The sequence below is a fragment of the Leeuwenhoekiella sp. W20_SRS_FM14 genome, from assembly GCF_052119605.1.
In the GTDB taxonomy this organism is placed as follows: domain Bacteria; phylum Bacteroidota; class Bacteroidia; order Flavobacteriales; family Flavobacteriaceae; genus Leeuwenhoekiella.
Window position 1 is genome coordinate 21,332 of record NZ_JBGQOK010000010.1, and the last position, 24,909, is coordinate 46,240.

Genomic DNA, 24,909 nt, shown 5'->3' on the forward strand with positions numbered 1-24,909 from the left:
TCCATCAAAAAATTATTTGTGAAAAGCCTTATTTATTTTTTAAAACACAATTATAAATCGGCAAGTTTTGGGTGGTCGCTTACCTTTCTATCCAGCTTCGGGCAAACGTTTTTAATATCGCTTTATGTACCCGAACTGCTTAAAACCTTTAAGATTTCTGAAGGCACCTTTGGCAGTATTTACGCTTTGGGTACGGTAATCGCTTCGGTCATTTTAATTTCTGTAGGTCATACCATAGACCACAAACCCGTAAAAAAAGTAGTCTTTTTAAATATTGTGGGGCTAATAGCCTCCTGTCTAATTCTTAGTATTTCTACTCATCATATTAGTCTCTTAATTCTTGCAATGATAGGTTTACGCCTTACAGGACAAGGTATGATGAGTCATATTAGCCAGACCGTTATGAGCCGCTATTATGGTGCTAACCGCGGAAAAGCGTTAAGTATTGCGGCTTTAGGATTCCCAATGGGAGAAGCGCTGTTTCCTATTTGTATTACGACACTTATTCTAACATTTGGATTTGAATTTGCCGCTCAGGCAAGTGCGGCGATTCTCCTTTTATATCTGCTTTTTTTAAGTTTTAAGGACTTAAGCTATTTTGATGAACAATCTCAGGTCGCCAAAAGACCAGGTTTTAAAATGCTTGCTAAAGATTTTGGGATGATCTTAAAAGACAAACGTTTTAGCGTGCTTATGCCTTCTACATTTATGTTGAGTTTTACTTCTACAGCGATTTTCCTGTATCAATACACCTTTGTTGAAGAAAAAGGCTGGTCAGTTTCATTATACGCAGCTTTTTTTACCGGCTACGCAATTACCCGATTTTTGATGTCTATTGTAGGGGGATTATGGGTAGATAAATTTACTGCTAAAAAGCTATATCGGTTTTTCCTGATTCCGCAGGCATTAGGTTTGATACCTTTTGCTTTTATGGAAAGTATCTGGGGTGCCTTACTATTTCTTATTATGACCGGCATTACTACAGGTGTGGCAGGTACCGTAAAATCTGCAGTACTCGCTGAAGTTTATGGTACTCAAAAACTAGGTGCCGTAAACAGTTTATTCTCGATGGCTATGATTTTAAGTACAGCGCTCGCGCCTTTACTTATAGGTTTTCTAATAGATCAGGGCGTTGCTTTCCCATATTTGATACTAACCCTTTTTGGATTACTGGTTTTGGCGATAGTAAATTCGCAGCGCTTAAGCCAAATTCAACCCGCCGATGTAACTAATGAATAGTTTAGCTTAAGATTAAAATCAATATTGGCGTCAGGTTACTGCTTTTTAATAATTTTAAAACCTGTTAGGTACTCTATAGCATTAAGATTACCTATACCATCACAATTTATTGTGCCTGCCATCTGTTAATACAGGTAATCATGTTTAAAAAATTAAAACCTACTTTTTTACTCCTATTTATTTTGACTTTGAGTCAAATGAGGGTATTAGCGCAAAATTTTTTACCTCCAGTCACCAGCTACAGCAGTAGTGATTATGATGCTGCCAGTCAAAACTGGGGATTGAGTACAGATGAAGATGGTACATTATACGCTGCAAATAATGAAGGATTGTTGCGCTTTGACGGGCAACGCTGGGAAGTATTTACACTTCCTAATAAAACCATCATTCGATCTGTTTTTTGTTTGGGAGATCGCATTTATACCGGTTCTTATGAGGAGTTTGGCTATTGGGAAAAAGACGATTACGGTTCGCTAAACTATACCTCACTTTCAAAACTTATTAAAACGAAATATGCTAATGAAGAATTTTGGCAAATTAGTGCCTGGGAGAATACCGTTATATTTAGATCGTTTGGAAATCTCTACTGCTATACAGGTGAAAACATTAGAACCTTTAAGCCACAAGAGATTATTACCGCTTTAAATGTAGTAGATAGAAGATTGCTTTTAGGCACCAATTCTGGCGGGATCCTTGAATTTGACGGTGGTGTTTTTAAACCAATTACTACTTCTAAACTCAATCAAACATCAATAATAGAATTAGTTACTTATAAAGATTTTAATCTTGCAGGCACCCGTACTCAAGGTATTTTTTCACTTAAAAACGGTTCTCTAGAACCCTGGGGTAGCGATGCTCTTACACGCTTTCTTCAAATAAATGAACTTAATAAAATAGAAGTCTTTAATGATGACCTTCTTATAATAGGCACAGTTAAAGGAGGTATTATTTATTACAATCCTAAAACACAAACTCTCAGAAATCACTATCGGCAAAACGGCTTACAAAACAATACGGTGTTATCGCTGCATAAAGATCAACGTAAAATCTGGATAGGCCTTGACAATGGTATAGATGTAATTATTCCTGATGCACCTATACAATACTTATTAGATAATACCGGGCAATTGGGTGCGGTATACGATATCGCATCTTTTAAAGGTGAATTGTATGTGGGCAGCAACACTGGCGTACACAAAATTACTGATACCGGGATTTACTTTATACCCGGCTCGCAAGGACAGGTATGGAGTTTTACAGAGATTGAAGAAAGGCTGTTTGTAAACCACAACCTGGGTCTCTATGAATTAAAAGGAAATCAGTTAGAGCGGGTTACCGGGCCATCAGGAAGTTATAGTCTTACTTCTATTCCAGAAACAAACTTGTTTTTAAACAACACCTACAATGGCTTAAAATATTTTAACCCTAATGCAAATGCACTAAACGATGCTCCTATTGCCGAAACAGATGGCGCCCCTGTAGAACACGTAATTTTTGAAGATAAAAAGTATTTCTGGGCGGCACATCCCTACAAAGGCTTTTACCGTGCACAGCTTGACAACACAAACACTAAACTACTAAACAAGGAATCCTTTAATAAAACCGCAGATCTCGTTGCTTCAAAAACTAAAATACATAAAATTGAAGGTGAGATTGCCTTTTACAATGCCGGCAACTGGTACCGCTATAACAGCATTAATGATAATCTGGAAAACTTTACAGACTTAAAAAATTATCAATCGTACGCGCTCATAAATAATCAAAATAATAAGTACTGGTTTAAAAATCAAAATGGAAATGGCCTGGTATATACAAACTTCATCAATGATAGTATTTATGTGTATGAACCCTTACTTGAAGACCGCGTAATTAAGAATTATGAAAAGGTAATTGAACGCAACGACAGTATCTATTTTATTACGCTTAATGAAGGCTTCGGAAGAATAAATCTTCAGGAACTGCACAAAAACACAAAACAAACTAACTCACAACAACCGCTTCTCAATCGCCTTCAAACATCAGCGGCTATTTTAAAACTGAATGATACCAGTTATGAAATTCCGTTTAATGAAGCTTCTCGTGTACGCTTTGACATTGCTGCGCCGGCCCTGCACAAGCCTATGTTTTATTATACCTTATCAAATGGGATGAACGCCTATTTTTCAGGAGCATTAGAATTTCAAAATTTATCAGCAGGAAATTATACCTTAAAGGTCTGGCCACTTATTAATGGTCAAAAAGGATCAAATCCTTTAGAAGTAGAATTTACAATAAAGAGACCCTGGTATTTGTCTAATTTAATGATTGTGATATATGTACTCAGTGTTTTTGGTATCATTATTTTGATTGGTCTTTATAATAAACGAAAATTAAACCACCATCGTAAAGAACTCGAGGAACGCCTTATAAAAGAACAGGAGCGTAAAACCCAACTTGCAGAACGCAATAATCTGCTACAAGAGATCAATACAAAGCGCAAAGAACTGGCCAATACTACTTATCTGGCAGCAAAAAGAAATAGCAGCCTTATTGATATTAAAAATGAACTGGAAGATGTAAAAAATTCGGGTATCAACCCAAAGAAAGTATCTACCATTCAAAATAAAATTAATCACATCATAGATACCAAAGACAACTGGAAAGTATTTGAGACCACTTTTAAAGAAATTAATGATGACTTCTTTCATCAATTATTAGAAGATCATCCAACATTAAGTTCTAAAGATTTAAAGTTATGTGCGTACTTAAAGATGAATTTGACGACTAAAGAAATTGCACCTTTAATGGCAATTTCTGTTCGTGGAGTAGAAATTCACAGATACCGTTTACGTAAAAAACTAAACCTAAATAGTGGTAAGAATTTATCAAAATATCTGATTAAAAATTACTAAATCCTCATACTTCAAAAGCTATTTTAACGCTTTTAAACTTTCTCATCACTACATCAAACCTATTTTCGCAAACGTTATAATCAATTATTTATATTTTTAATTGATTGATTATCAATGCTTTTAATTTTATTAACGTTTTGATGTATTTGTTATGTACCTATATTAACTCACAACTCTTCTATATTCACCCTCAAATAACAAAAAACTAATTCAAAATATAGTGCGTATGAAACTTAAAATAACATTTCTGTTATTGCTGACGCTTATTACATTTGGTGTAACTGCGCAGGAAACAAAAACAGTTACGGGAACTGTAATAGACACCCGAAATGTTCCTTTACCCGGAGCAGAAGTGAAGGTTGTTAATAAAGACAACTATGCAGTAACCGATTTTGACGGTAATTTTTCTTTAGAAGTAACTGAAGGAGATCAGGTACGTGTTACCTATTTAGGTTTTAAAGCTCAAACGTTTTCTATAACTAATGACGCTACTTATAGCATTACGTTGCAAGATGATTCTAACGAACTTGAGGAAGTCGTGGTTGTTGGATACGGAAATCAGAAAAAATCTGATATTACCGGTGCAATTGTTTCTGTTAAAAGTGAAGAAATCACAAAACAGCCTGCTACCTCTGCACTAACATCTGTACAGGGTAAAGTTGCAGGTGTAAATATTATCACAAACGACGCCCCGGGATCTTCTCCTACCGTTTTGATGCGTGGTTTAGGTACAGCAGAAGGAGGTAGAACTCCTCTATATATTGTAGATGGGCAACCTTTAAGCGATATACGTAGTATTAACCCAAATGATATAGAAAGCATAGACTTTTTAAAAGGCGCATCTTATGCTAACATTTACGGTATACGTGCAGCAAATGGTGTTATTTTAGTAACTACCAAAAAAGGGAAACAAGGTAAAGCCGTTTTTTCTTTTGAATCGTATTATGGTGCTAAAACTGTGCTAAACCAGGTAAAAATGGCTAATGCGCAGCAATACACACAATATTTTAATGAAGAAAGTGCAGCAAATGGTGGTTTCTTATTACAAGATAACCAGCAGTATGATACAGACTGGTATGACGAATTATTACAAACAGGAACCATTCAAAATAATAGTTTCTCTGTTTCAGGTGCAAACGAAAACATTGATTACTTCTTAAGCTATAACTTATATCAAGAAAAAGGAATTTTAGAAGGTCAGGAGTATCGTCGTGGTACGATACGTAGCAACAATACCTACCATTTGTTTAATGACCGCTTTAGAGTTATTCAAAACTTAAACGTTGCCTATACCAATGAAACTCCAAAACCATCTGGAGCATTTAGCACAGCATACCGCCAGTCTCCACTTGTTCCTGTGCGTTATGATAACGGTCGCTTTGGTCAGTCATTGGTAAATCAACAAACTGGTGTTGTTGGGTTTCAAACTGCACCAGGCGAAACGTTAGGTCGTTTAAACTCTCACGGAAACCCGGTTTCCCAGGTTTACTATGAAGATACGTATATAAATACTACAAGTTTACAAGGACAAATAGCTACCGAGTTTGATATTACTGATGATTTAATGTTGACTACCCGGTTTGGAGCTACTAAGTTTTATTCAACAAACCATAGCTATTCAGACATTAGAGATCAATGGTTAAATAATAATCCTACAAGAACTGAAGCTCAGTTTGAAGCAGGTCGAATTCCTAATGAAAAGACCGGATTGGTATCAACAGAATTTGCAAATAACTCGTACACAGTTAGCCGCGTTGAATCGTATCGCTGGAATGTGGAAGGGTTTCTTACTTATACAAAAGAATTTGACAAACATAACCTGAGCGCTACCTTGGGTTTAAGCCGTGAAAATTATGAAGGTGGTGAATTTACAAGCTCACAGGCCTATGACGTAAGACCAGAACGCAGCCTACGTAATTTTAATACCAGAACGAGTCAGTTATTTAAAGACAATGTAGGTGGTGATACATACCAAAGTACTAATCTGCAATCTTATTTTGGACGTGTAGAATACAATTACGATCAGCGGTATTATGTACGTGGAGTAATTAGAAGAGATGGGACCAGTGATTTTATTACCGGTGACAGTAATTTCTTTGGTTATTTCCCGGCAGTAAGTTTAGGATGGACGATGACTAATGAGGCATTTATGGAAAATAACGGCGTACTCGACAATCTTAAATTCTTTGCAGGATGGGGTAAATTAGGAAACCAGTCTGTGCCTATTAACATTCAACAAATTAATACCAGCGATGGTAGTAGCAATACAAACTATGTTTTTGGCCCTGCTCAAAGTTTAATACTGGGCGCTGCAGTAGGTTCTCCTGCTCAACCCCTATCCTGGGAGGTTACCGAAGAATTTGAAGCCGGTTTTGACTTCGCTTTATTAGACCGAAGATTATCAGGTACTATAGATTACTACAACCGCTTAAATACTAATGCTATTTTGAGTGTTAAGCCTTTACTTAACTCACAGTATTCAGCAAACTTTTTTGACGAGGCTGCCGAAATTTCAAATTCTGGTTTTGAATTTTTAGTAAACTGGAGAGATCAAATAGGATCTGACTTTAGCTATAACGTAGGTCTTAACTTTTCTACAAACGAGAATAAAGTACAAAACGTAAAACCGGCGTACGATGGTGCGATAGGTGGTAGTTTAGGCAACGGCCGTATTACAAAACGTCTTGCAGAAGGTCAACCCATATTTGCGTGGTGGATGTATGAAGCAGACGGTGTGTGGCAAACTCAGGAAGAAATTGATGCTAACACTTCTTTAGGAAGCGCTGCTCCGGGTCACTTACGTTATGTAGACCAGAACGAAGATGGTGTTATAGACGATCGTGATAAAAAATACTTTGGTTCTTACATTCCTACCTATAACTACGGTATAAACCTGGGCGCTAACTATAAAAACTTTGATCTAAGTGTTACTGGTTTTGGTGTAGGTGGCAATAAAGTTTATAACGGTCTTTACAGCACCCGTATAGGTGGTGAAAATATAACCGAAGACATATTTAACAAACGATGGACAGGTGCAGGATCAACCAATTCTGACCCGGGTGCAGATCGTGATGTAGAAGCTTCTTCGTATTACTTAGAAGATGGTTCTTATTTTAGAATTAACAACATTACATTGGGTTACACACTACCTGAAATATCTATCATTAGCAGTGCGCGTATTTACGTGACCTTACAAAACCCGTTTATGATTACAGACTATTCAGGGTTTACTCCAGAATTAAATCAGAATGGAGATCCTACCAGTACAACAGGTATTGAACTTTCAGCATACCCTAATACCAAATCCTTTATTCTTGGAGCTAATTTCAAACTTTAATTAAACACAAAAAGCATTATGAAATATACCTATAAAATAGCCCTGCTTAGCCTGTTTACAGCAGCGACATTCACCAGTTGTGATGACTTTGTTGAAGAAGTTGAGATTGTAGATCCTGTGGCAGAAGGCAGCGCAGAAAACTTTCAGCCTGAAGAATTTTTAACCGGAGTATATGGGATGCATACTGATTTTGCCTATGCATTCTCCTATCTGGGAATTACCGATATGATTTCTGATAATTCAGATAAAGGAAGTTCGCCTACAGATAGTGGAGCAGATAAACGTGTTCTTGATGAATTGACCTTTACTTCTTCATCAGGTTCTGTGACTTCTATGTGGACGCAATGGTATAAAACTGTAGGTCGTGCTTCACAGACAATTGAATTTACCGAGGCTTATGAAGGACAATCTTCAGCACCTAAAGAACGCATAATTGCTGAGGCAAAATTTTTAAGAGCTTTAAATTACTTTTGGTTAGTACGTTCTTTTGGAGCAGTTCCGCTTCAGCACATAGATTTAGTAGAACGTGCTCCTGTTGCAGACGTGTACGCCTATATTGAGCAAGATCTTACTGAAGCAATTGCTGCACTACCGCTTAAAAGTGATTATGCTGCGCAAGACTTAGGTCGCGCAACTAAAGGAGCTGCACAAGGCTTACTTGCAAAAGTATATTTATATCAGAAAAAGTGGCAACAAGCTGCAGATATGGCTAATACTGTAATTACTTCTAATCAGTATGATTTAGAGCCAGATTATGCTACAGTATGGAGAGAATCTACAGAAAATGGTCCTGAGTCTTTATTTGAAATTCAAGCTCGCGGAGAAATTCCTCAGCATGGTGTTCAGCAATATTCTCAAACTCAAGGAACCCGTGGTGGATCTAATGGTATGGGATGGGGCTTTAATACACCTTCAAAAAATCTGGAAGATGCTTTTAATGCCGAAGGAGATGTAATACGTAGAGATGCAACCATAATTTTTGCAGGAGAAACTTTATTTGACGGAAGATTTATAGACGAAGGTGTTGAGAACCCGCGCTACAATGAGAAAGCATACTCTTCTGCAAATGGAGGCCAGGGTGATGGCGATAAGAATATTCGTGTATTGCGCTTTTCTGAGATTCTTTTAATTAGAGCCGAAGCTTTAAATGAACTGGGGCAAAGCGCTGCTGCATTAACACCACTTAACCGTGTTAGATCTCGCGTTTCGTTACCTGCTGTCACCACTACAGATCAAGCTGCATTACGACCATTAATCTGGAAAGAACGCCGCTTAGAATTAGCTATGGAACACGATCGCTGGTTTGATTTAATACGTACAGGACAAGCTAAAGCGGCAATGGCAGCAGACGGCAAAACCTTTATTGAAGGCAAACATGAGTTGTTTCCTATACCCAACAACCAGTTAGTACAAACTCCGGAAATGACACAAAACCCAGGTTGGTAAACCTATTTAAAAAAGCTTTATGCGTTTATTTTTAATTGGATTGGTTCTTTTATCCCTGCCAGGATGTAAAGATTCTAAAACTGAGAGTCAGAATCAAGAGGTCGCAATTACGACCTCTGATTCTCTTTCTGACGAAGCATTACTAGACACTGTTCAAAAACAAACTATTAACTACTTCTGGGAAGGAGCAAATAAGAACTCGGGGCTCGCCGCAGAGCGTATACATCTTGATGATATTTACCCTTCAAACGATAAAAATGTAGTTACCATAGGCGGTAGTGGTTTTGGCTTTATGGCCTTAATTGCGGGTACAGAACGCGGTTTCATCCCTAAAGACTCCGCTTTTGCCCGTTTTCAAAAAATGGTGAACTTCTTAGAAAAAGCAGATCGATTTCACGGGGCGTGGCCACATTGGCTAGATGGCACTACCGGCAAGGTTAAACCATTCAGCAAATTTGATGATGGTGGTGATCTTGTAGAGACTGCATTTTTAGTACAGGGGATGCTTACTGTAGCTGAGTATTACCGTGATGGAAATGAGCAAGAACAAGCTTTAGTTGGCCAAATTGAAAAAATGTGGGGAGAAGTAGAATGGGACTGGTATACGCAAGGTAAAAACACCTTATACTGGCACTGGTCACCTAATGTGGGTTGGAAGATGAACTTCCCGGTGGGTGGTTATAATGAAGCTCTAATAATGTATGTATTGGCTGCTGCCTCTCCTACTCACCCTATTTCAAAAGAAGTCTATGAACAGGGCTGGGCTTTGAATGGTAAGATTGCGAAAGACACAACTGCTTATGGATTGCGTACCGTTCTAAATCACTTTGAGCACGATAACGAAGCTATTGTAGGCCCTATGTTCTGGGCACATTACTCGTATTTAGGATTAAACCCAAAAGGATTATCAGATCAATACGGCGACTATTGGAAACTAAATGTAAACCATGCTAAAATTCAATATGAGTATGCCTTAGAAAACCCAAAGGGTTATAAAGGCTATGGCTCAGATCTTTGGGGAATGACATCAAGCTATTCTATGAAGGGTTATGACGGGCATCGCCCCGGCAATGATCTGGGTGTAATTTCTCCTACTGCAGCTTTATCTTCTATTCCATATACGCCTACTGAAAGTCAGGCATTTTTACGCAATATGTACACAAATTTAGATACGCTGGTTGGCAAATACGGCCCTTACGATGCATTTAGTTTACAGGATGATTGGTACCTGCCACGCTATCTGGCGATTGATCAGGGTCCTATTCCGGTAATGATTGAGAATTACAGAAGTGGTTTGCTATGGGATTTATTTATGAAAAATGAAGATGTCCTCGAGGGACTTCAAAAACTCGGATTTGAAAGTCCGTATTTAAAACCAGAAAATGACTAAAAACGCGGTCTATATAATTCTTTGCTTTTTAATTCTAGGATGTTCTAGTGATAGCAGTGATGCTGTTGCAGAAGCACCTGAAGAAAATCCCGGGCAAGGCAACGGCGGTGAAAATCCTACTCCCCAGCCCGAGTTAACTGATGCAGAATTATTAGATCTTACCCAGCAGGAAACTTTTAAATATTTTTGGGATTTTGCTAATGCAGAATCTGGAGCAGCTCGAGAACGCTATATTCCTGCAAATCCCAATCAGGATCAAAACACGGTCACTACTGGCGGAACGGGTTTTGGCTTAATGGGAATTCTGGTTGGGATAGAACGTAATTTCGTTTCACGTACAGAAGCGGTAAACCGCCTTTCAAAAATTTTAAATTTCTTAGAAAATGCAGATCGCTTTCACGGGGCTTGGCCGCATTGGATTCACGGCACAACCGGAAAAGCGCTTCCATTTAGTACACTTGATGATGGAGCAGATTTAGTAGAAACCGCTTTTCTTGCTCAAGGTTTAATAACTGTTGGAGAATATTTTAAAAATGGCTCTACCGAAGAACAAGCACTTTCAGAACTCGCTTTTACACTCGTTGACGGTATAGAATGGAACTGGTTTACTCAAGGTGAGAATGTGTTGTATTGGCACTGGAGTCCTAACAATGAGTTTGCGATAAACCTGAAGCTTCAGGGATATAATGAAACTTTAATCACTTATATCTTAGCTGCCGCTTCACAAGATTACAGTATTGATGCTGATGTTTACAAGCAGGGCTGGGCATTAAACGGAAATCTAAAATTTAGTGCTTCGGCATATGGTTATCCATTAGAAGTAAAACACGCAGGTTCAGAACAAACCGGCGGCCCATTGTTTTGGGCACATTACTCCTACCTGGGGTTAAATCCTTTTGGGTTATCTGATGCCTACGTAAATTATGAGACCGCTACTGTAAATCACGCGTTGAGTAATTATGCCTATTGCGTGCAAAACCCTTTGGGATGGCGCGATTATGGTCAGGATTTTTGGGGATTAACAGCAAGTTACACACTTAATACAGACGGAAGTCTGGGTTATAAAGCCCATCGTCCCGGTAACGATACCGGTGTGATCTCACCCACAGCTGCATTAAGTTCGTTCCCATACACACCACAGGAATCTATGGCAGCATTACGTGGATTTTATAGCATTAAAAACATCCTTTTAGGACCTGCAGGTTTTTACGATGCCTTTAGTCCAGATCAAAATTACAAAGTAGCCGAAGCGTATCTCGCAATAGATCAAGGACCTATTTTAGTGATGATTGAAAATCATAGAACAGGGCTACTGTGGAACTTATTTATGCGTAATGAACGCGTACAGGCAGGGCTTGAAAAACTCGACTTTAATTATACCGTACCTCAATAATACTCGTATGAAAATCAAACTCACCTTTTTTATAGCACTCATATATTCTGTAAGCACGATGGCTCAGGATAGTTTTGAAGCTGGCATTTATCACAGTGCAGGAGACAGTTTACAATACCGTATTCAGTACCCATTAAATTATGATGAGACTAAAGAATATCCATTAATTCTGTTCTTGCACGGTGCAGGAGAACGTGGTTCAGACAATACAGCTCAATTAACTCATGGCGCAAAATTGTTTGCAACTACCGGTAATCGCAATGCGTTTCCAGCAATTGTAATTTTTCCGCAGTGCCCTGCAAATTCGTATTGGGCAAATGTAGATGTAGATCGCACAAGTTCTCCTATTGGCATCACCTTTCACCCCGAAAAAAAGCCAACACCGCATCTTAAGATGGCAGTAGAATTAGTGGATTCTTTCATTAAAAAAAGTAAAGTAGATACTTCTAGAGTTTATGTTGCCGGACTATCTATGGGTGGTATGGGTACGTATGAAATCGTTCAACGCAACCCAAAAATGTTTGCTGCAGCAATCGCAATTTGTGGTGCAGGAAATACAAGCGAAGTAAATAATTATGCTACTCAAACTCCATTTTGGGTAATTCATGGTGCAGAAGATAATGTGGTAAACCCTGTGTATTCCTTGCAAATGGCGCAGGCACTGCTTGAAGCCGGTGCAAAACCCAGAGTAAAGCTTTATGAACACGCTAATCACAACAGTTGGGATTCGGCATTTGCTGAACCCGATTTTTTACAATGGCTTTTTAGTCACACTAAACAAAACTAAAAATACACGGCAATAAGAATTATGAAAAATACACTCCCTAAATTACTACTCATTTTAGCAATCGCAAGCTTCGGTACTGCATTCTCCCAAAATCAGCAACGCATTCCTGAAGTAGAAGAATTGCTAAAAAAAATGACGCTTGAAGAAAAAATAGGTCAACTTAACTTATTAACTCCGGGTGGCGGGATTGCTACCGGTTCGGTAGTAAGTAAGAATGTTGAAGAAAAAATTAAAGCCGGAAATGTAGGTGGTTTATTCGGCGTTTCAGGACCTGACAAAATAAGACAGGCGCAGGAAATCGCCGTAAAGAAAACGCGTTTGGGAATTCCGCTTTTAATAGGTTCAGACATCATACACGGTTATAAAACTACATTTCCAATTCCGTTAGGTTTATCCAGCAGCTGGGATATGGAATTGATTGAAAAAACAGCTCAGATTGCTGCTAAAGAAGCAACAGCAGACGGTATCAACTGGAATTTCTCTCCTATGGTAGATGTCTCGCGTGATCCACGTTGGGGACGTATTTCTGAAGGAGCCGGTGAAGATCCGTATTTGGGGTCTCAAATTGCAAAAGCTATGGTTCACGGGTACCAGCAAACCGATTTATCTGACGAAGCTACAATGATTTCTACTGTAAAACATTTTGCGTTGTATGGCGCTTCAGAAGCGGGTCGCGAGTACAACACTACCGATATGAGTAGAGTACGTATGTACAATGAATATTTACCTCCTTACAAAGCTGCCCTAGACGCAGGAGCAGAGAGTGTAATGAGTTCATTTAACGATGTTGACGGTATTCCTGCAAGTGGTAACAAATGGCTATTAACTACACTATTGAGAGAACAATGGGGTTTTGATGGTTTTGTAGTTTCAGATTATACTTCAGTAAATGAGATGGTTGCTCACGGTATGGGCGATTTGCAGGCAGTTTCTGCCCTTTCAATAAATGCAGGTCTTGATATGGATATGGTAGGTGAAGGGTTCCTTACTACTCTAAAAAAGTCTGTTGATGAAGGTAACGTTTCCGAAGAAACAATCACACAAGCGTGTCGTCGTATTCTGGTTGCTAAATATAAATTGGGACTGTTTAAAGACCCCTATAAATACTCAGACAGCAAGCGACCCAAACGTGATATACTAACTGCTGAAAACAGGCAATTAGCCAGAGAAGCTGCCAGAAAATCTTTTGTTCTATTGAAAAATGAAAACAACATACTTCCGTTAGCAAAAAATGCAAACATTGCGTTGATAGGTCCTTTAGCTGATAATAAAAATAATATGTTGGGAACATGGGCGCCTACTGGTGACCCGCAACTATCTATTCCTGTTTTACAAGGATTGAAAAATGTAGCCCCAAATGCTAAAATCACCTATGCTAAAGGAGCAAATATTTCTAATGATTCCGCTTTTGCGAAAAAAGTAAATGTATTTGGACCACGTATCGATATTTCAGAACAAACTCCCAATAGCCTTTTAGAAGAAGCTTTGGCAGCAGCTAAAACAGCAGATATTATCGTTGCTGTTGTAGGTGAAGCAACAGAAATGAGCGGGGAAGCAGCAAGCAGATCAGACATTACAATACCTGAAAGTCAAAAAGTCTTAATACGTGCTCTCGCAGAAACAGGCAAGCCTTTGGTTCTTGTTTTGATGAGTGGTCGTCCACTGGTTATTGAAGAAGAATTGGCTTTACCGGTAAGTATTTTACAGGTATGGCATCCCGGTATTGAAGCGGGTAATGCTATTGCAGATTCGCTTTTTGGGGACTATAACCCATCTGGAAAGTTAACCGCTACCTGGCCGCGTAATGTAGGGCAAATCCCTATTTACCACAGTGAGAAAAATACCGGCCGCCCGGCTCCTACTGCAGCCTTTGAGAAGTTTAAGTCTCAATATTTAGATGTACCTAATGCACCGTTGTTACCGTTTGGTTATGGGTTAAGCTACACTACTTTTGCATATAAAAACTTAACTGTAACTAAAAAGGAAATTGCACAGGGCGAACCTGTAGAAATACAGGTAGATGTTACAAACACGGGCGATTATGACGGTACAGAAATCGTACAGGTTTATCTTCATGATGTAGTACGTACTCTCGCTCCACCTAAGCGAACACTTAAAGGGTTTAAAAATGTATTTTTAAAGAAAGGCGAAACAAAAACAGTTACCCTAACTTTAGAAGCAGATGATCTTAAATTCTATAACGGCGCGCTTGATTTTGTTGCAGAAGCCGGGGAATTTGAAATTTTTGTAGGAGGCGACAGCAATGCTTCATTAAAAGAAACGTTTACATTGAACTAAACTAAATTACAATTAGATGAAACGCCAGATCAGTATTCTTTTTTTATTCCTGGTTACAGGAATACTTACACAAGCACAAGAACACTATGTAGGTCAGATATATGCTGATCTGGTTAAGTCTACACATACCTATTCTGATTCTTTAAAATTAGATTTTTATACCGCTAAAGAGAATGAGAAAGATGCAGCCAGACCCTTAATTGTTTTAGTTCACGGTGGTGGTTTTTCTGGTGGTCAACGTGACAATCCTTTAGAAGTTAAATTTGCTCAAACAATGGCAGCAAAAGGCTATGCAGTAGCTTCTATAAGTTATACGCTTACACGAAAAGGCAAAGCAACAGGTTTTGGTTGTGCGTGTCCTGCTTCAGAAAAAATGGAAACTTTTAAGCAAACAACTGCAGATATTCTAAAGGCTATTTCCTATTTAAAAACAAATACAGAATTTAGTTTTGATACTCAAAAAATCATTCTTGCAGGAAGCAGCGCTGGTGCTGAAGGTATTTTAAATACCGCCTATATGGCAAACCATCCTGAATTTAAAAGTCTTGGAGACTTCCCCAGGATAGCAGCAGTTGTGTCTCTTGCCGGGGCTGTGGTTGATGCGCGATATATTACAAAATACAATGCTGTTCCCGGAATATTCATTCACGGAGACGCAGATAACTTAGTCCCGTATAACAGTCAACCCCACCATTTTTGCAGCGCAGAAACCCCGGGATTTTTACCTTTAGATGGTGATGCTTTTATCGCAGAACGTCTTAAACATCTAGATGCTTCCTACAGTCTACTCACAGCAGAAGGCGGAAATCACGACTGGGCAAATCTGGGTTATGCTTTTACAAATGAAATTGCACAGTTTTTAAATGATGTAATTATTAAAGGCGAAAAGATTCAGAATACAGAAACTATTACCCAAAAATAAACACGTTGATCGTTAACGCAGGGATCACCCAAAACCTAAACCAAGCGAACTAGATATTTATATCTTTCAACCTTTATTAAATCTCTAAAATGAAAAACTGTCTTACTCCATTAATTCTTCTTTTGTGCCTCACAGCATTAAATGCTCAGGAAATTAGTTTAATGACCTATAACATTAGATTGAGCACAGAATCTGATGGCGATGATGCCTGGAGTCAGCGGAAAGAGTTTTTAACCAATCAGGTGTTATTTTATGCTCCAGACGTAATGGGCGTTCAAGAAGCTTTGCCTGAGCAGATGGATTATTTAGATCATAATCTTACGGGATACAAGCATATAGGTGTGGGGCGTGAAGGAGAGAATCAAGGCGAATTTTCAGCACTGTTTTACAATGCTGGTAAATTAGATGTTCTTAAAAGTGATACGTTCTGGCTTTCTGAAACTCCCGAAAAAATCTCAACCGGCTGGGATGCTGCTTTGCCGCGCATTTGCACCTATGCTTTATTTAAAGACAAAACTACTCAGGAAGAATTCTATGTATTTAATACGCATTTTGACCATGTAGGTGTTGAAGCTCGTAAAGAAGCAGCTGCATTAATTCTGCAAAAAATGACCGAATTAAATACCGAAAATGCAGCGGTTTTTCTAACCGGAGATCTAAATCTTGAACCAGATAGTGATCCTATCGCGGTTTTAAAAACCAAATTATTTGACACAAATGAACTGACTCCCAGAGGAGCTTTTGGACCATCGGGTACATATAATGGTTTTAAATTTGATGAGCCGGTTACCCGACGTATAGATTATATTTTTCAGGGAAAAAGCAATACGTCTCAGGTTCTAAAGCACGCTGTTTTAAGCGATTCTAAAGATTTGCATTATGCCTCAGATCATTTACCGGTTTACGTATTGATCAAATTGCAATCTTAAAATTTAGGTTTGTTGATCAAAATTCAAAAAACTAATACTATTTTTGTTTTCTTACTAAGAAATAACTGCAGTTTTGAAGCTGCCTCTTTATAACGATGTTGTGTTGTTTCCAAAGAGATTTGGAAACTGGTTTTGTAGTGAAACCTTTGAGAAGCTTTACCTTAAACGGTGAGGCTTTTTTGTTTTAACTCGTGGCTATCCTTAAAAAACAACCCCCACTTTTCAAACAATTCTGTAACTTTCAGGCTGTTCTCTAATTTTCAAGAATATTCTATGTTTAAATTCTATTTAGGCACCCTTCTGGTTGCCCTTATGTGCTTCAGCAATCCTACTGTTTCTGCTCAAACCAGCGCTCTTTCCGTAGAAAAAATAATGAAAGATCCTAAATGGATGGGTAACTTTCCTGAAAATGTACAGTGGGGAACGCAAAGCAACACCATCTATTTTGATTACAATCCTGACGGCAATACAAGCGATAGTCTCTATAAAATAGAAGTTAACAAACTTGATAAAATTCAAAAAGTGTCGCTCGCTGAGCGCAAAGCGATGATTAGCTCGTATGGCAGTTTTAATAATTCAAAAACTAAAAAACTATACACTAAAGACAATGCCCTCTACCTCTATGATGTAGCGAAAAATGAATCTAGTTTAATAGTAGATCTGGGGGCACGATTGGGCGATGCTACTTTTCTTTCAGATGAAAATAAAATCGCTTTTACGTTTGAAAACAATGCCTATGTTTTTAATACTGCAAAAGGAAGTCTAGAAAAACTTACCAATTTTAAAGAAGGAAAAGCAACAGATGATAAGGATAAAAAGTTATCTGATAAAAATAAATGGTTAAAAGAAGAAAACCTAGGCCTGTTGCAGATCGTAAGAGAGCGCGAAGAACAGGACTCTCTTTCTAAAGCCTACCGCGAGATGACAGCAGACCCAGAACCGTTTGTCTTTTACTCGGGCGAACAATCTATTAACAGTTTACAGGTTGCTCCTAACGCAAATTTTGTAACTATTGTATTGACAAAGCGCGATCGTGGAGAAAGCACTAATGTACCTAATTATGTAGATGCGTCAGGTTATACCGAAGATTTACGTACACGCAGCAAAGTAGGCGATGATAATACCGAATCTTCTTTAGCAATTTATAACCGTAAAAAAGATACGGTATATCGTGTAGACCCTTCAAAATTAACGGGAATTACAGATTTACCTGATTATGTTTCTGATTACCCAGATAAAGAGTGGGAGGCTAAAGAACGTGAAGTTATTGTATCGCAAGCTATCTTTTCTAACGACGGAAGCAAAGCCATTGTAAATGTGCGTTCTAAAGATAATAAAGACCGCTGGATTGCCCTTATAAACCTTGAAGATGGCAGTCTTAAAACCTTAGATCGCCAGCGCGACGAGGCCTGGATTGCCGGCCCGGGAATTGGCTGGTCTTTTGGTGGCGGTACTTTAGGCTGGTTGCCAGATAATAAACATATTTATTTTCAGTCTGAAGAAAGTGGGTACTCACACCTGTATCTGCTTGATGTAAATAGCGGTAAGAAAAAAGCCCTCACACAAGGGGAATATGAGGTTTTTGATCCGTTTTTATCTAATGATAAAAAGTCGTGGTTTTTAACCACATCGGAAGTAAATGCGGGTGAGCGTCACTTTTATAAAATGCCGGTGATGGGCGGTACTATGAGGCAGCTTACTACGCTTCCCGGCAACAATGAAGTTGCACTATCTCCAGACGAGAAGTATATGGCGATACGTAATTCATACAGTAACAAACCCTGGGAACTCTATTTTAAGAAAACCTCAGCTTCAGAAACCGCTAAGCAACTTACCAGCGGCCAGTCTGATGCCTTTAAAAGTTACCCGTGGCGCATACCAGAAAACATACAATTTAAAGCTGCAGATGGTGCTATGGTACCTGCACGCCTGTATGTTCCTGAAACTTCAGTAAAAAATGGTGCTGCGGTAGTATTTGTACACGGCGCAGGCTATTTGCAAAATGCACATAAGTGGTGGTCTAGCTATTTTAGAGAATACATGTTTAACAATATGTTGACCGACCTGGGCTATACCGTTATTGATATTGATTACCGTGCCAGTGCCGGTTATGGTCGCGATTGGAGAACAGGAATTTATCGCCATATGGGCGGAAAAGATCTTTCTGACCAGGTAGATGGTGTACAATATCTCATCAAAAATTACGGTATAAATCCTGAAAAAGTAGGTATTTACGGCGGAAGCTATGGCGGTTTTATAACATTAATGGCACTTTTTAACGAGCCGGAAACATTTAAAGCCGGTGCTGCTTTGCGCTCTGTTACAGACTGGGCACATTACAACCACGGCTATACGGCAAATATTTTAAACGAACCTACTCAAGACCCAATAGCCTATAAGCGCTCTTCTCCTATTTATTTTGCCGAAGGCTTACAGGGAGATTTACTAATAGAGCATGGTATGGTAGATACTAACGTTCATTTTCAGGATGTGGTGCGGTTAACACAACGCTTAATCGAGCTGGAAAAAAACAACTGGGAACTAGCAGTTTACCCGGTAGAAAGTCACGGGTTTATAGAACCCAGCAGCTGGACAGATGAGTATAAACGTATTCTAAAGTTGTTTAATAAAAGTTTACTTGGAAAGTAAATTAAGAGAATTAAAAGAATACCACATTTTATAAATTACATATCAATCTTACGGTAGCGCACCTCAACAAATACATACATGGAATAAACGATAAAGCCTATGGCGATCAACCCTAAAATAAGGTCGCCAAAGGCATATTGCATAAATGAAAATGCAGCTTCTTTATTTGCGCTCGTAATATCGCGGGTGGTATATGCTGAGTCCAGTAAAAGTAATGCAGCTATACTTACTGTAAAACCGCGAGAGGCATACCCTATAGTACCAAAACTCATCACCGCTCTTTGAAGTTTAGGGCGTATGGCATCTATATTTATAGTCTTTTTAAAAATACCCGAAAAAGCGATATAAAACTCATTTAAAGCACCTCCCATCATCCCTAAAGCCGCTCCTACAACACAAATTCTCCCAAAATCTGTATGAATAAATTTTTGAAAATCTGTGGTTGTTAAATAGCTTGTTCCGTCTGGGTTGAATACCACTTGCAACGCGCTGACAGCTAAAAACGCATAGACTAGACCACCAAAACAAAATCCGATACGCTGGCCTAAACCTATAATACTCGTACCATAGTCCTCATTATCAACAATGGTTTCATAAACCCGCCAGAAGACATACCCAAAAAGTGCAACTGCCCACAAGATAAGCAAGGCGTTTCCAAATTCCTGTTTAGCTAAAACATCCATAAGGGTAAAGCTGCCTGCTTTAAAACCGCCCAGGCCAAAAGCTTCCATAGCAGTTATAACCCCAATTGCTAAAAAGAGAATTGCCTTTGCAAAAAGCCCCGAACGGGCATAAATATTTTTCTTAGAATTCAAAAAGTTGGGTAAACAATTAAACAGGTTGAAAATAAAATATTTTACTGCATTAAGGTAAAGCGTAAAATGTACTTAAATAAATTGATTCAATAAAACAAAAGCTCAATTTCTAAAATTGAAGTACAACTCCTATTTGATCTCCGCTGAAGGTAAGATTCCATTCAAAATTTGATTCTTTAGCAGCAAGATCAGGGTTGTATTTTTGCTCATATTTTCTATCAAGATACTTATCTATTGCTTCTACAATAAATGCACTCATCGCCCAACTTAAAGCCACATCACTTGCCCAATGTGCTTCTTCGTAAATTCGGCTTAAGCCCGGTATTAAACCTACACCTATAATACCTCCTTTAATCCACTTATTGTCAAATTGCTTTGCAATAGAGTAGGTTGTTGTAAACGTAAGAACGGCATGACCAGAAGGAAAAGAACGGTATGAAGAACTACCGCCAAAAGGTTTAAAATGGTGATTTCCGAAACCGGCTCCCGGTCGTGCCCTTCCTACCAGTGATTTACTTATTTGTTGTACAACTCCCGCGGCAGTTGCTGAGGCTATCATTAAAACTCCGGTACGTCTTAATTTCTCATTTTTAGTAAATAAACCCGTGAGGTAAACCGCTCCCGTAATTCCATAATTATTCTGGGGTGCTCCAGAATAATAGCCAAAATCTAAAAGAAGAGGCGGCACATCATCTTTATGAGAAACGAGTGTTTTGCGTATCTCATCATCTAGTAAAAAAAGACCTGTAGTTCCTGCAGCAACACCTCCAAACCTTAGAAAATCATCACTCTGCCAATGCAACGGCCTTGAATACGCAAAACCTACACCTCCTACGACATTACCCATATCATAGGTAAAATCATTCCATAATGTATTTTTTTTATCGGTGTTAAAGGCAACAAAAAGGCTATCCTGAGCAAATGCAGGAGCTACCTTTAGTAGCAAAATAAGTAACAGGGAAAGCGTAATTTTTGGCATAGCAGCACTCGTCTTATTTAATAAAATGATTAGGATGAAAGGTTACTTTAAAACTTTCAGCCCATATAGTCTGCTAAATGCAATTTAGATTACAATTAATGCCAGGAAAATATAAAATTAAAGCTGTGATTAAGAATTCTTTTTCAGTAGTACTTCAATTTTTGAAAGTTCGTCATCAGAAAATTCAAGATTAGATAACGCATCTATATTGTTCTGAAGCTGCTCAACTTTACTCACCCCAACTAATACCGAAGTCACCCTGTGATCTTTTAGCAACCAGCTAATGGCCATTTGCGCAAGACTTTGGCCACGCTCTTTTGCAAGCGTATTTAATTGCTTAACCGTATTTATGAGATCTTCTGTAATTCGGTCCTCAGAGAGATACATAGAATTAGCCGCGCGTGAATCTTTTGGGATTCCGTTGAGGTATTTATCTGTTAATAATCCTTGCTGTAAAGGTGAAAAAACCACACTTCCCAGACCGGTCTCATCTAACGCATCTAGCAAACCATCTTCAACCCAACGGTCTAACATATTGTATCTGGGCTGATGCACGAGAAAAGGTGTTCCCAGCTGCTTTAAAATCGCTGCCGCTTCACGCGTACGTGCTGCACCATAATTAGAAATACCTACATAAAGGGCTTTTCCAGATCGTACAATCTGATCTAGCGCACCCATGGTTTCTTCAAGCGGTGTCTCTAAATCTGGACGGTGATGGTAAAATATATCTACGTACTCTAAGCCCATACGCTTTAATGATTGATCGCAACTGGAGATTAAATATTTTCGCGAACCAAAATCTCCATAAGGTCCGGGCCACATATCATAACCAGCTTTTGATGAAATGATAAGTTCATCCCGATACGGTTTAAAATCTTCTTTAAAAATCTGACCAAAATTAGTCTCTGCAGAACCATACGGCGGACCATAATTATTAGCGAGATCAAAATGCGTAATCCCTTTATCAAATGCGGTTCTTAAAATTGATCTTCCGTTTGTGAAATCTGCTGAATTACCAAAGTTATGCCACAATCCCAGAGAAATCATAGGCAACTTAATTCCGCTCCTTCCACAACGGCGATAGCGCATAGTTTCATAGCGATTGTCTGCAGCCAAATATTTAGAAGTCACATTCATAGCGGTTGAGTTTAAAGGAAAGTTATTGTAAAAATAAGCTAATTAGAACACCTGGTTGAACAATAAAAGTCGTTTCAAAATTAGATTTTACATAGGCTAATCTGTTAATTATATATTAAAATAACAAATCAAACAACTGACTATCAAATTAATGAGTAAATGTAATAATTATCTATTTAAATTAAGTCTAAATAAGTTTTGATGTTTACAAAATCACAAATACATTTGCCTTTCAAAATTATATTAATTTAATCTAAATAACAATGCGTAACTTTATAGGTATTTTTCTCTTTACGCTAATCACTATTCAGGCCTCAGCTCAAACTGCGCAATTAAAGGGCTTAGTTCAAAATTCAGCAGCTCAACCTTTAGAAGGAGCAACTATTGATGTAGGAAGAACTAATCTAGGGACTACAACAGATTTTAATGGAAATTTTTTACTTGATCAAATCCCAGCGGGTAATTACCGTATTACAATTTCTTACATAGGTTTTAAAACAAAATACTTAAATCTCACACTTGCCGATGGAGAAACTAAAAAACTTGGTGTACTAACGTTGCAAGAAAATCAGGAACAACTTGCAGCGGTAAGTATTAATGGCATAAAACACAATAAGTTTAATAGAGCGATGAGTATGAGTGTTTCTAAGATGCCTCTTGCTGATATCGAAAATCCTCAGGTCTATACGAGTATAACTTCAGCTTTATTAAAAGAGCAGGTCATTACTAACTTTGATGATGCGCTTAAAAATGCTCCTGGTATAGATAAGCTTTGGGAATCTACGGGTCGCGGCAGCGATGGTGCCGGCTATTTTTCGCTGCGAGGTTTTGCAACACAACCTAATCTCGTAAATAGTCTTCCTGCACTAACTAACGGAAGTCCTGACCCTGCAAATATTGAACATATAGATGTGATTAAAGGTCCTTCAGGAACACTATATGGTAGCAGTTTAGTTTCTTATGGTGGACTTATAAATATTACTACTAAAAAACCGTTTTTCGGTTTTGGGGGTACATTGTCATATACCGCCGGTAGTTATGGTCTTAATAGAGTTACTGCAGATGTGAACACTTTATTAAGTCAGGACAAAGACATCGCCTTACGCGTAAATACCGCTTATCACACTCAAAACAGTTATCAAGATGCAGGTTTTAAGAAGTCTTTTTTCTTTGCTCCCTCATTAGCTTACCGTGTAAATGACCGCCTCTCATTTACTCTAAATACTGAATTTTATAATGGAAAAAGCACCAACCAAACTATGCTTTTTCTTGACCGTGCTGCACCCCTTCGTGTGCATACTATTGAAGAGCTTGGTTATGATATCAACCGCTCCTATACCGGTAATGACTTGTATATAGAAACCCCAACATATAGTCTTCAGGCACAGATGAATTATAAATTAGATGATAACTGGACCTCTCAGACTGCTTTCTCGAGTTCGTCGTCAAAATCTGATGGCTATTACTCCTATTTATATGAAGGCACACAATATACCACACTCGATGAAGGGATTAGTCTTTCCCGTTATATCAGCAAGCAGAATTCAGAAACAAATGCTACAGACCTACAGCAAAATTTTATAGGAGATTTTAAAATAGGCTCGGTACGCAATAGGCTGGTCGTGGGGCTTGATTATTATAAAAACACCATAACTAACAACAGTTCTCCCTACGTGGCAAATGGTATGATTTATATAGGCGACAACCTTCAGGAGTTTAATGAAGAAGTACTTGGAAATACAGATCCTGCTAATTTTACAGATGATTCTGGTATATTAACCCAGGCGGGCACTAATGCTTTATTAGAAAACTCAGCTATAAATCCATCAAAGTCTGAACAGGAAATCTTTAGCGCATACGCTTCAGATGTCATAAATATTCTTCCAGAACTTTCTGCGATGTTAAGTTTACGTGTTGATCGCTTTAGCAATAACAATCACGCACAAACGGCACTGTCTCCAAAATTTGGTTTAGTATATCAACCCATTTTAGATAAGGTATCTATTTTTGCAAATTACATGAACGGTTTCAGTAATACGGCACCTGTAGAAGAACTTGCAGCTGGTATTACCACATTAAGAACTCTTGATCCCGAGCAGGCAAACCAGTTTGAAGTAGGTACAAAATTCAATCTTTATAAAAACAGAATTAGCGCCACATTAAGCTATTACGACATACAGGTAAAAGACAAAACACTGCGCGTAGATGTTGATGCCAATAATTATTTCTTTACCCAAAACGGAACTCAAGAAAGTAAAGGTTTTGAAGCCAGTCTAATAGCAAATCCCATAGATGGCTTAAATCTTGTAGCCGGGTATAGTTATAACGACAGTAAGCTTGTAGAAGGAGATGCAGATTTTAAAGGCCTAAGACCAGAAAGTGCAGGGCCTGAAAATCTTATGAATCTTTGGGCAAGTTACCAATTAACAGCCGGTAAATTAGAAGGATTAGGTTTTGGTTTTGGTGGAAACTATGCAAGCGAGAACAAAATCTTCAACCGAAATTTAGGAGGCACCTTTACACTTCCTGAATATACCATTTTGAATTCATCAATCTTCTACGGAACTTCTGATTACCGCATTTCACTAAAGCTAGACAATATTACCAATAAATCGTATTACAAAGGCTGGTCAACAATTAGTCCTCAAAACAAGCGCTCTTTGCTCGCCAATTTTACCTATAACTTTTAAAATTTAA

Annotated in this window: 15 protein-coding genes; 12 read left to right on the plus strand and 3 right to left on the minus strand. The window is 38.3% G+C overall.

The features are described 5' to 3' along the window. Window positions 1–18 precede the first annotated feature (18 nt). The 11 genes from ACEN25_RS15135 (at window position 19) to ACEN25_RS15185 (ending at window position 19,281) form a co-directional block, all read left to right on the plus strand. Window positions 19–1,239: an MFS transporter gene (locus tag ACEN25_RS15135; RefSeq protein WP_441803648.1), complete on the plus strand. Its 1,221-nt coding sequence runs from the start codon at window positions 19–21 to the stop codon at window positions 1,237–1,239. Window positions 1,240–1,379: 140 nt separating this feature from the next. Then, on the plus strand, window positions 1,380–4,130 hold the full coding sequence (locus ACEN25_RS15140; RefSeq protein ID WP_441803649.1) for a LuxR C-terminal-related transcriptional regulator: 2,751 nt from the start codon (window positions 1,380–1,382) through the stop codon (window positions 4,128–4,130). Between the two features lie 226 nt (window positions 4,131–4,356). Then, on the plus strand, window positions 4,357–7,467 hold the full coding sequence (locus ACEN25_RS15145) for a SusC/RagA family TonB-linked outer membrane protein (protein WP_441803650.1): 3,111 nt from the start codon (window positions 4,357–4,359) through the stop codon (window positions 7,465–7,467). Window positions 7,468–7,485: 18 nt separating this feature from the next. After that, entirely contained in the window at window positions 7,486–8,913 is a 1,428-nt protein-coding gene (locus ACEN25_RS15150) for a RagB/SusD family nutrient uptake outer membrane protein (RefSeq protein ID WP_441803651.1), read from the plus strand. A gap of 19 nt (window positions 8,914–8,932) precedes the next feature. Beyond that, window positions 8,933–10,303 carry a glucoamylase family protein gene (locus tag ACEN25_RS15155; RefSeq protein ID WP_441803652.1) on the plus strand — a complete coding sequence of 457 codons (1,371 nt, stop codon included), beginning with the start codon at window positions 8,933–8,935 and terminating at the stop codon, window positions 10,301–10,303. Further along, on the plus strand, window positions 10,296–11,696 hold the full coding sequence (locus ACEN25_RS15160; protein WP_441803653.1) for a glucoamylase family protein: 1,401 nt from the start codon (window positions 10,296–10,298) through the stop codon (window positions 11,694–11,696). The genes ACEN25_RS15155 and ACEN25_RS15160 overlap by 8 nt, the downstream gene beginning before the upstream one ends. Before the next feature lie 7 nt (window positions 11,697–11,703). Next, a complete protein-coding gene (locus ACEN25_RS15165; protein ID WP_441803654.1) occupies window positions 11,704–12,483 on the plus strand; it encodes a prolyl oligopeptidase family serine peptidase in 780 nt (259 codons plus the stop codon). A gap of 21 nt (window positions 12,484–12,504) precedes the next feature. Further along, a complete protein-coding gene (bglX, locus tag ACEN25_RS15170) occupies window positions 12,505–14,781 on the plus strand; it encodes a beta-glucosidase BglX (protein WP_441803655.1) in 2,277 nt (758 codons plus the stop codon). A 16-nt stretch (window positions 14,782–14,797) separates the two neighbouring features. Beyond that, window positions 14,798–15,703 carry an alpha/beta hydrolase gene (locus ACEN25_RS15175; RefSeq protein ID WP_441803656.1) on the plus strand — a complete coding sequence of 302 codons (906 nt, stop codon included), beginning with the start codon at window positions 14,798–14,800 and terminating at the stop codon, window positions 15,701–15,703. Window positions 15,704–15,792: 89 nt separating this feature from the next. Continuing rightward, entirely contained in the window at window positions 15,793–16,632 is an 840-nt protein-coding gene (locus ACEN25_RS15180; protein ID WP_441803657.1) for an endonuclease/exonuclease/phosphatase family protein, read from the plus strand. Window positions 16,633–16,905: 273 nt separating this feature from the next. Continuing rightward, a complete protein-coding gene (locus ACEN25_RS15185; RefSeq protein WP_441803658.1) occupies window positions 16,906–19,281 on the plus strand; it encodes a prolyl oligopeptidase family serine peptidase in 2,376 nt (791 codons plus the stop codon). 35 nt (window positions 19,282–19,316) lie between these two features. Here ACEN25_RS15185 and ACEN25_RS15190 read toward each other — a convergent pair whose 3' ends face one another. The 3 genes from ACEN25_RS15190 to mgrA form a co-directional block, all read right to left on the minus strand. Then, window positions 19,317–20,096, minus strand: coding sequence for a DUF1206 domain-containing protein (locus tag ACEN25_RS15190; protein WP_441803659.1), 780 nt, complete (start codon window positions 20,094–20,096; stop codon window positions 19,317–19,319). Window positions 20,097–20,205: 109 nt separating this feature from the next. Then, a complete protein-coding gene (locus ACEN25_RS15195; protein WP_441803660.1) occupies window positions 20,206–21,075 on the minus strand; it encodes a phosphatase PAP2 family protein in 870 nt (289 codons plus the stop codon). Between the two features lie 129 nt (window positions 21,076–21,204). Then, window positions 21,205–22,212, minus strand: a complete 1,008-nt coding sequence (mgrA, locus tag ACEN25_RS15200) for an L-glyceraldehyde 3-phosphate reductase (RefSeq protein WP_441803661.1) — start codon at window positions 22,210–22,212, stop codon at window positions 21,205–21,207. A 263-nt stretch (window positions 22,213–22,475) separates the two neighbouring features. On the opposite strand from mgrA, the gene ACEN25_RS15205 reads away from it, so the two are divergent. Next, complete coding sequence (locus tag ACEN25_RS15205) at window positions 22,476–24,902, plus strand: TonB-dependent siderophore receptor (protein WP_441803662.1); 2,427 nt, start codon at window positions 22,476–22,478, stop codon at window positions 24,900–24,902. Window positions 24,903–24,909 lie beyond the last annotated feature (7 nt).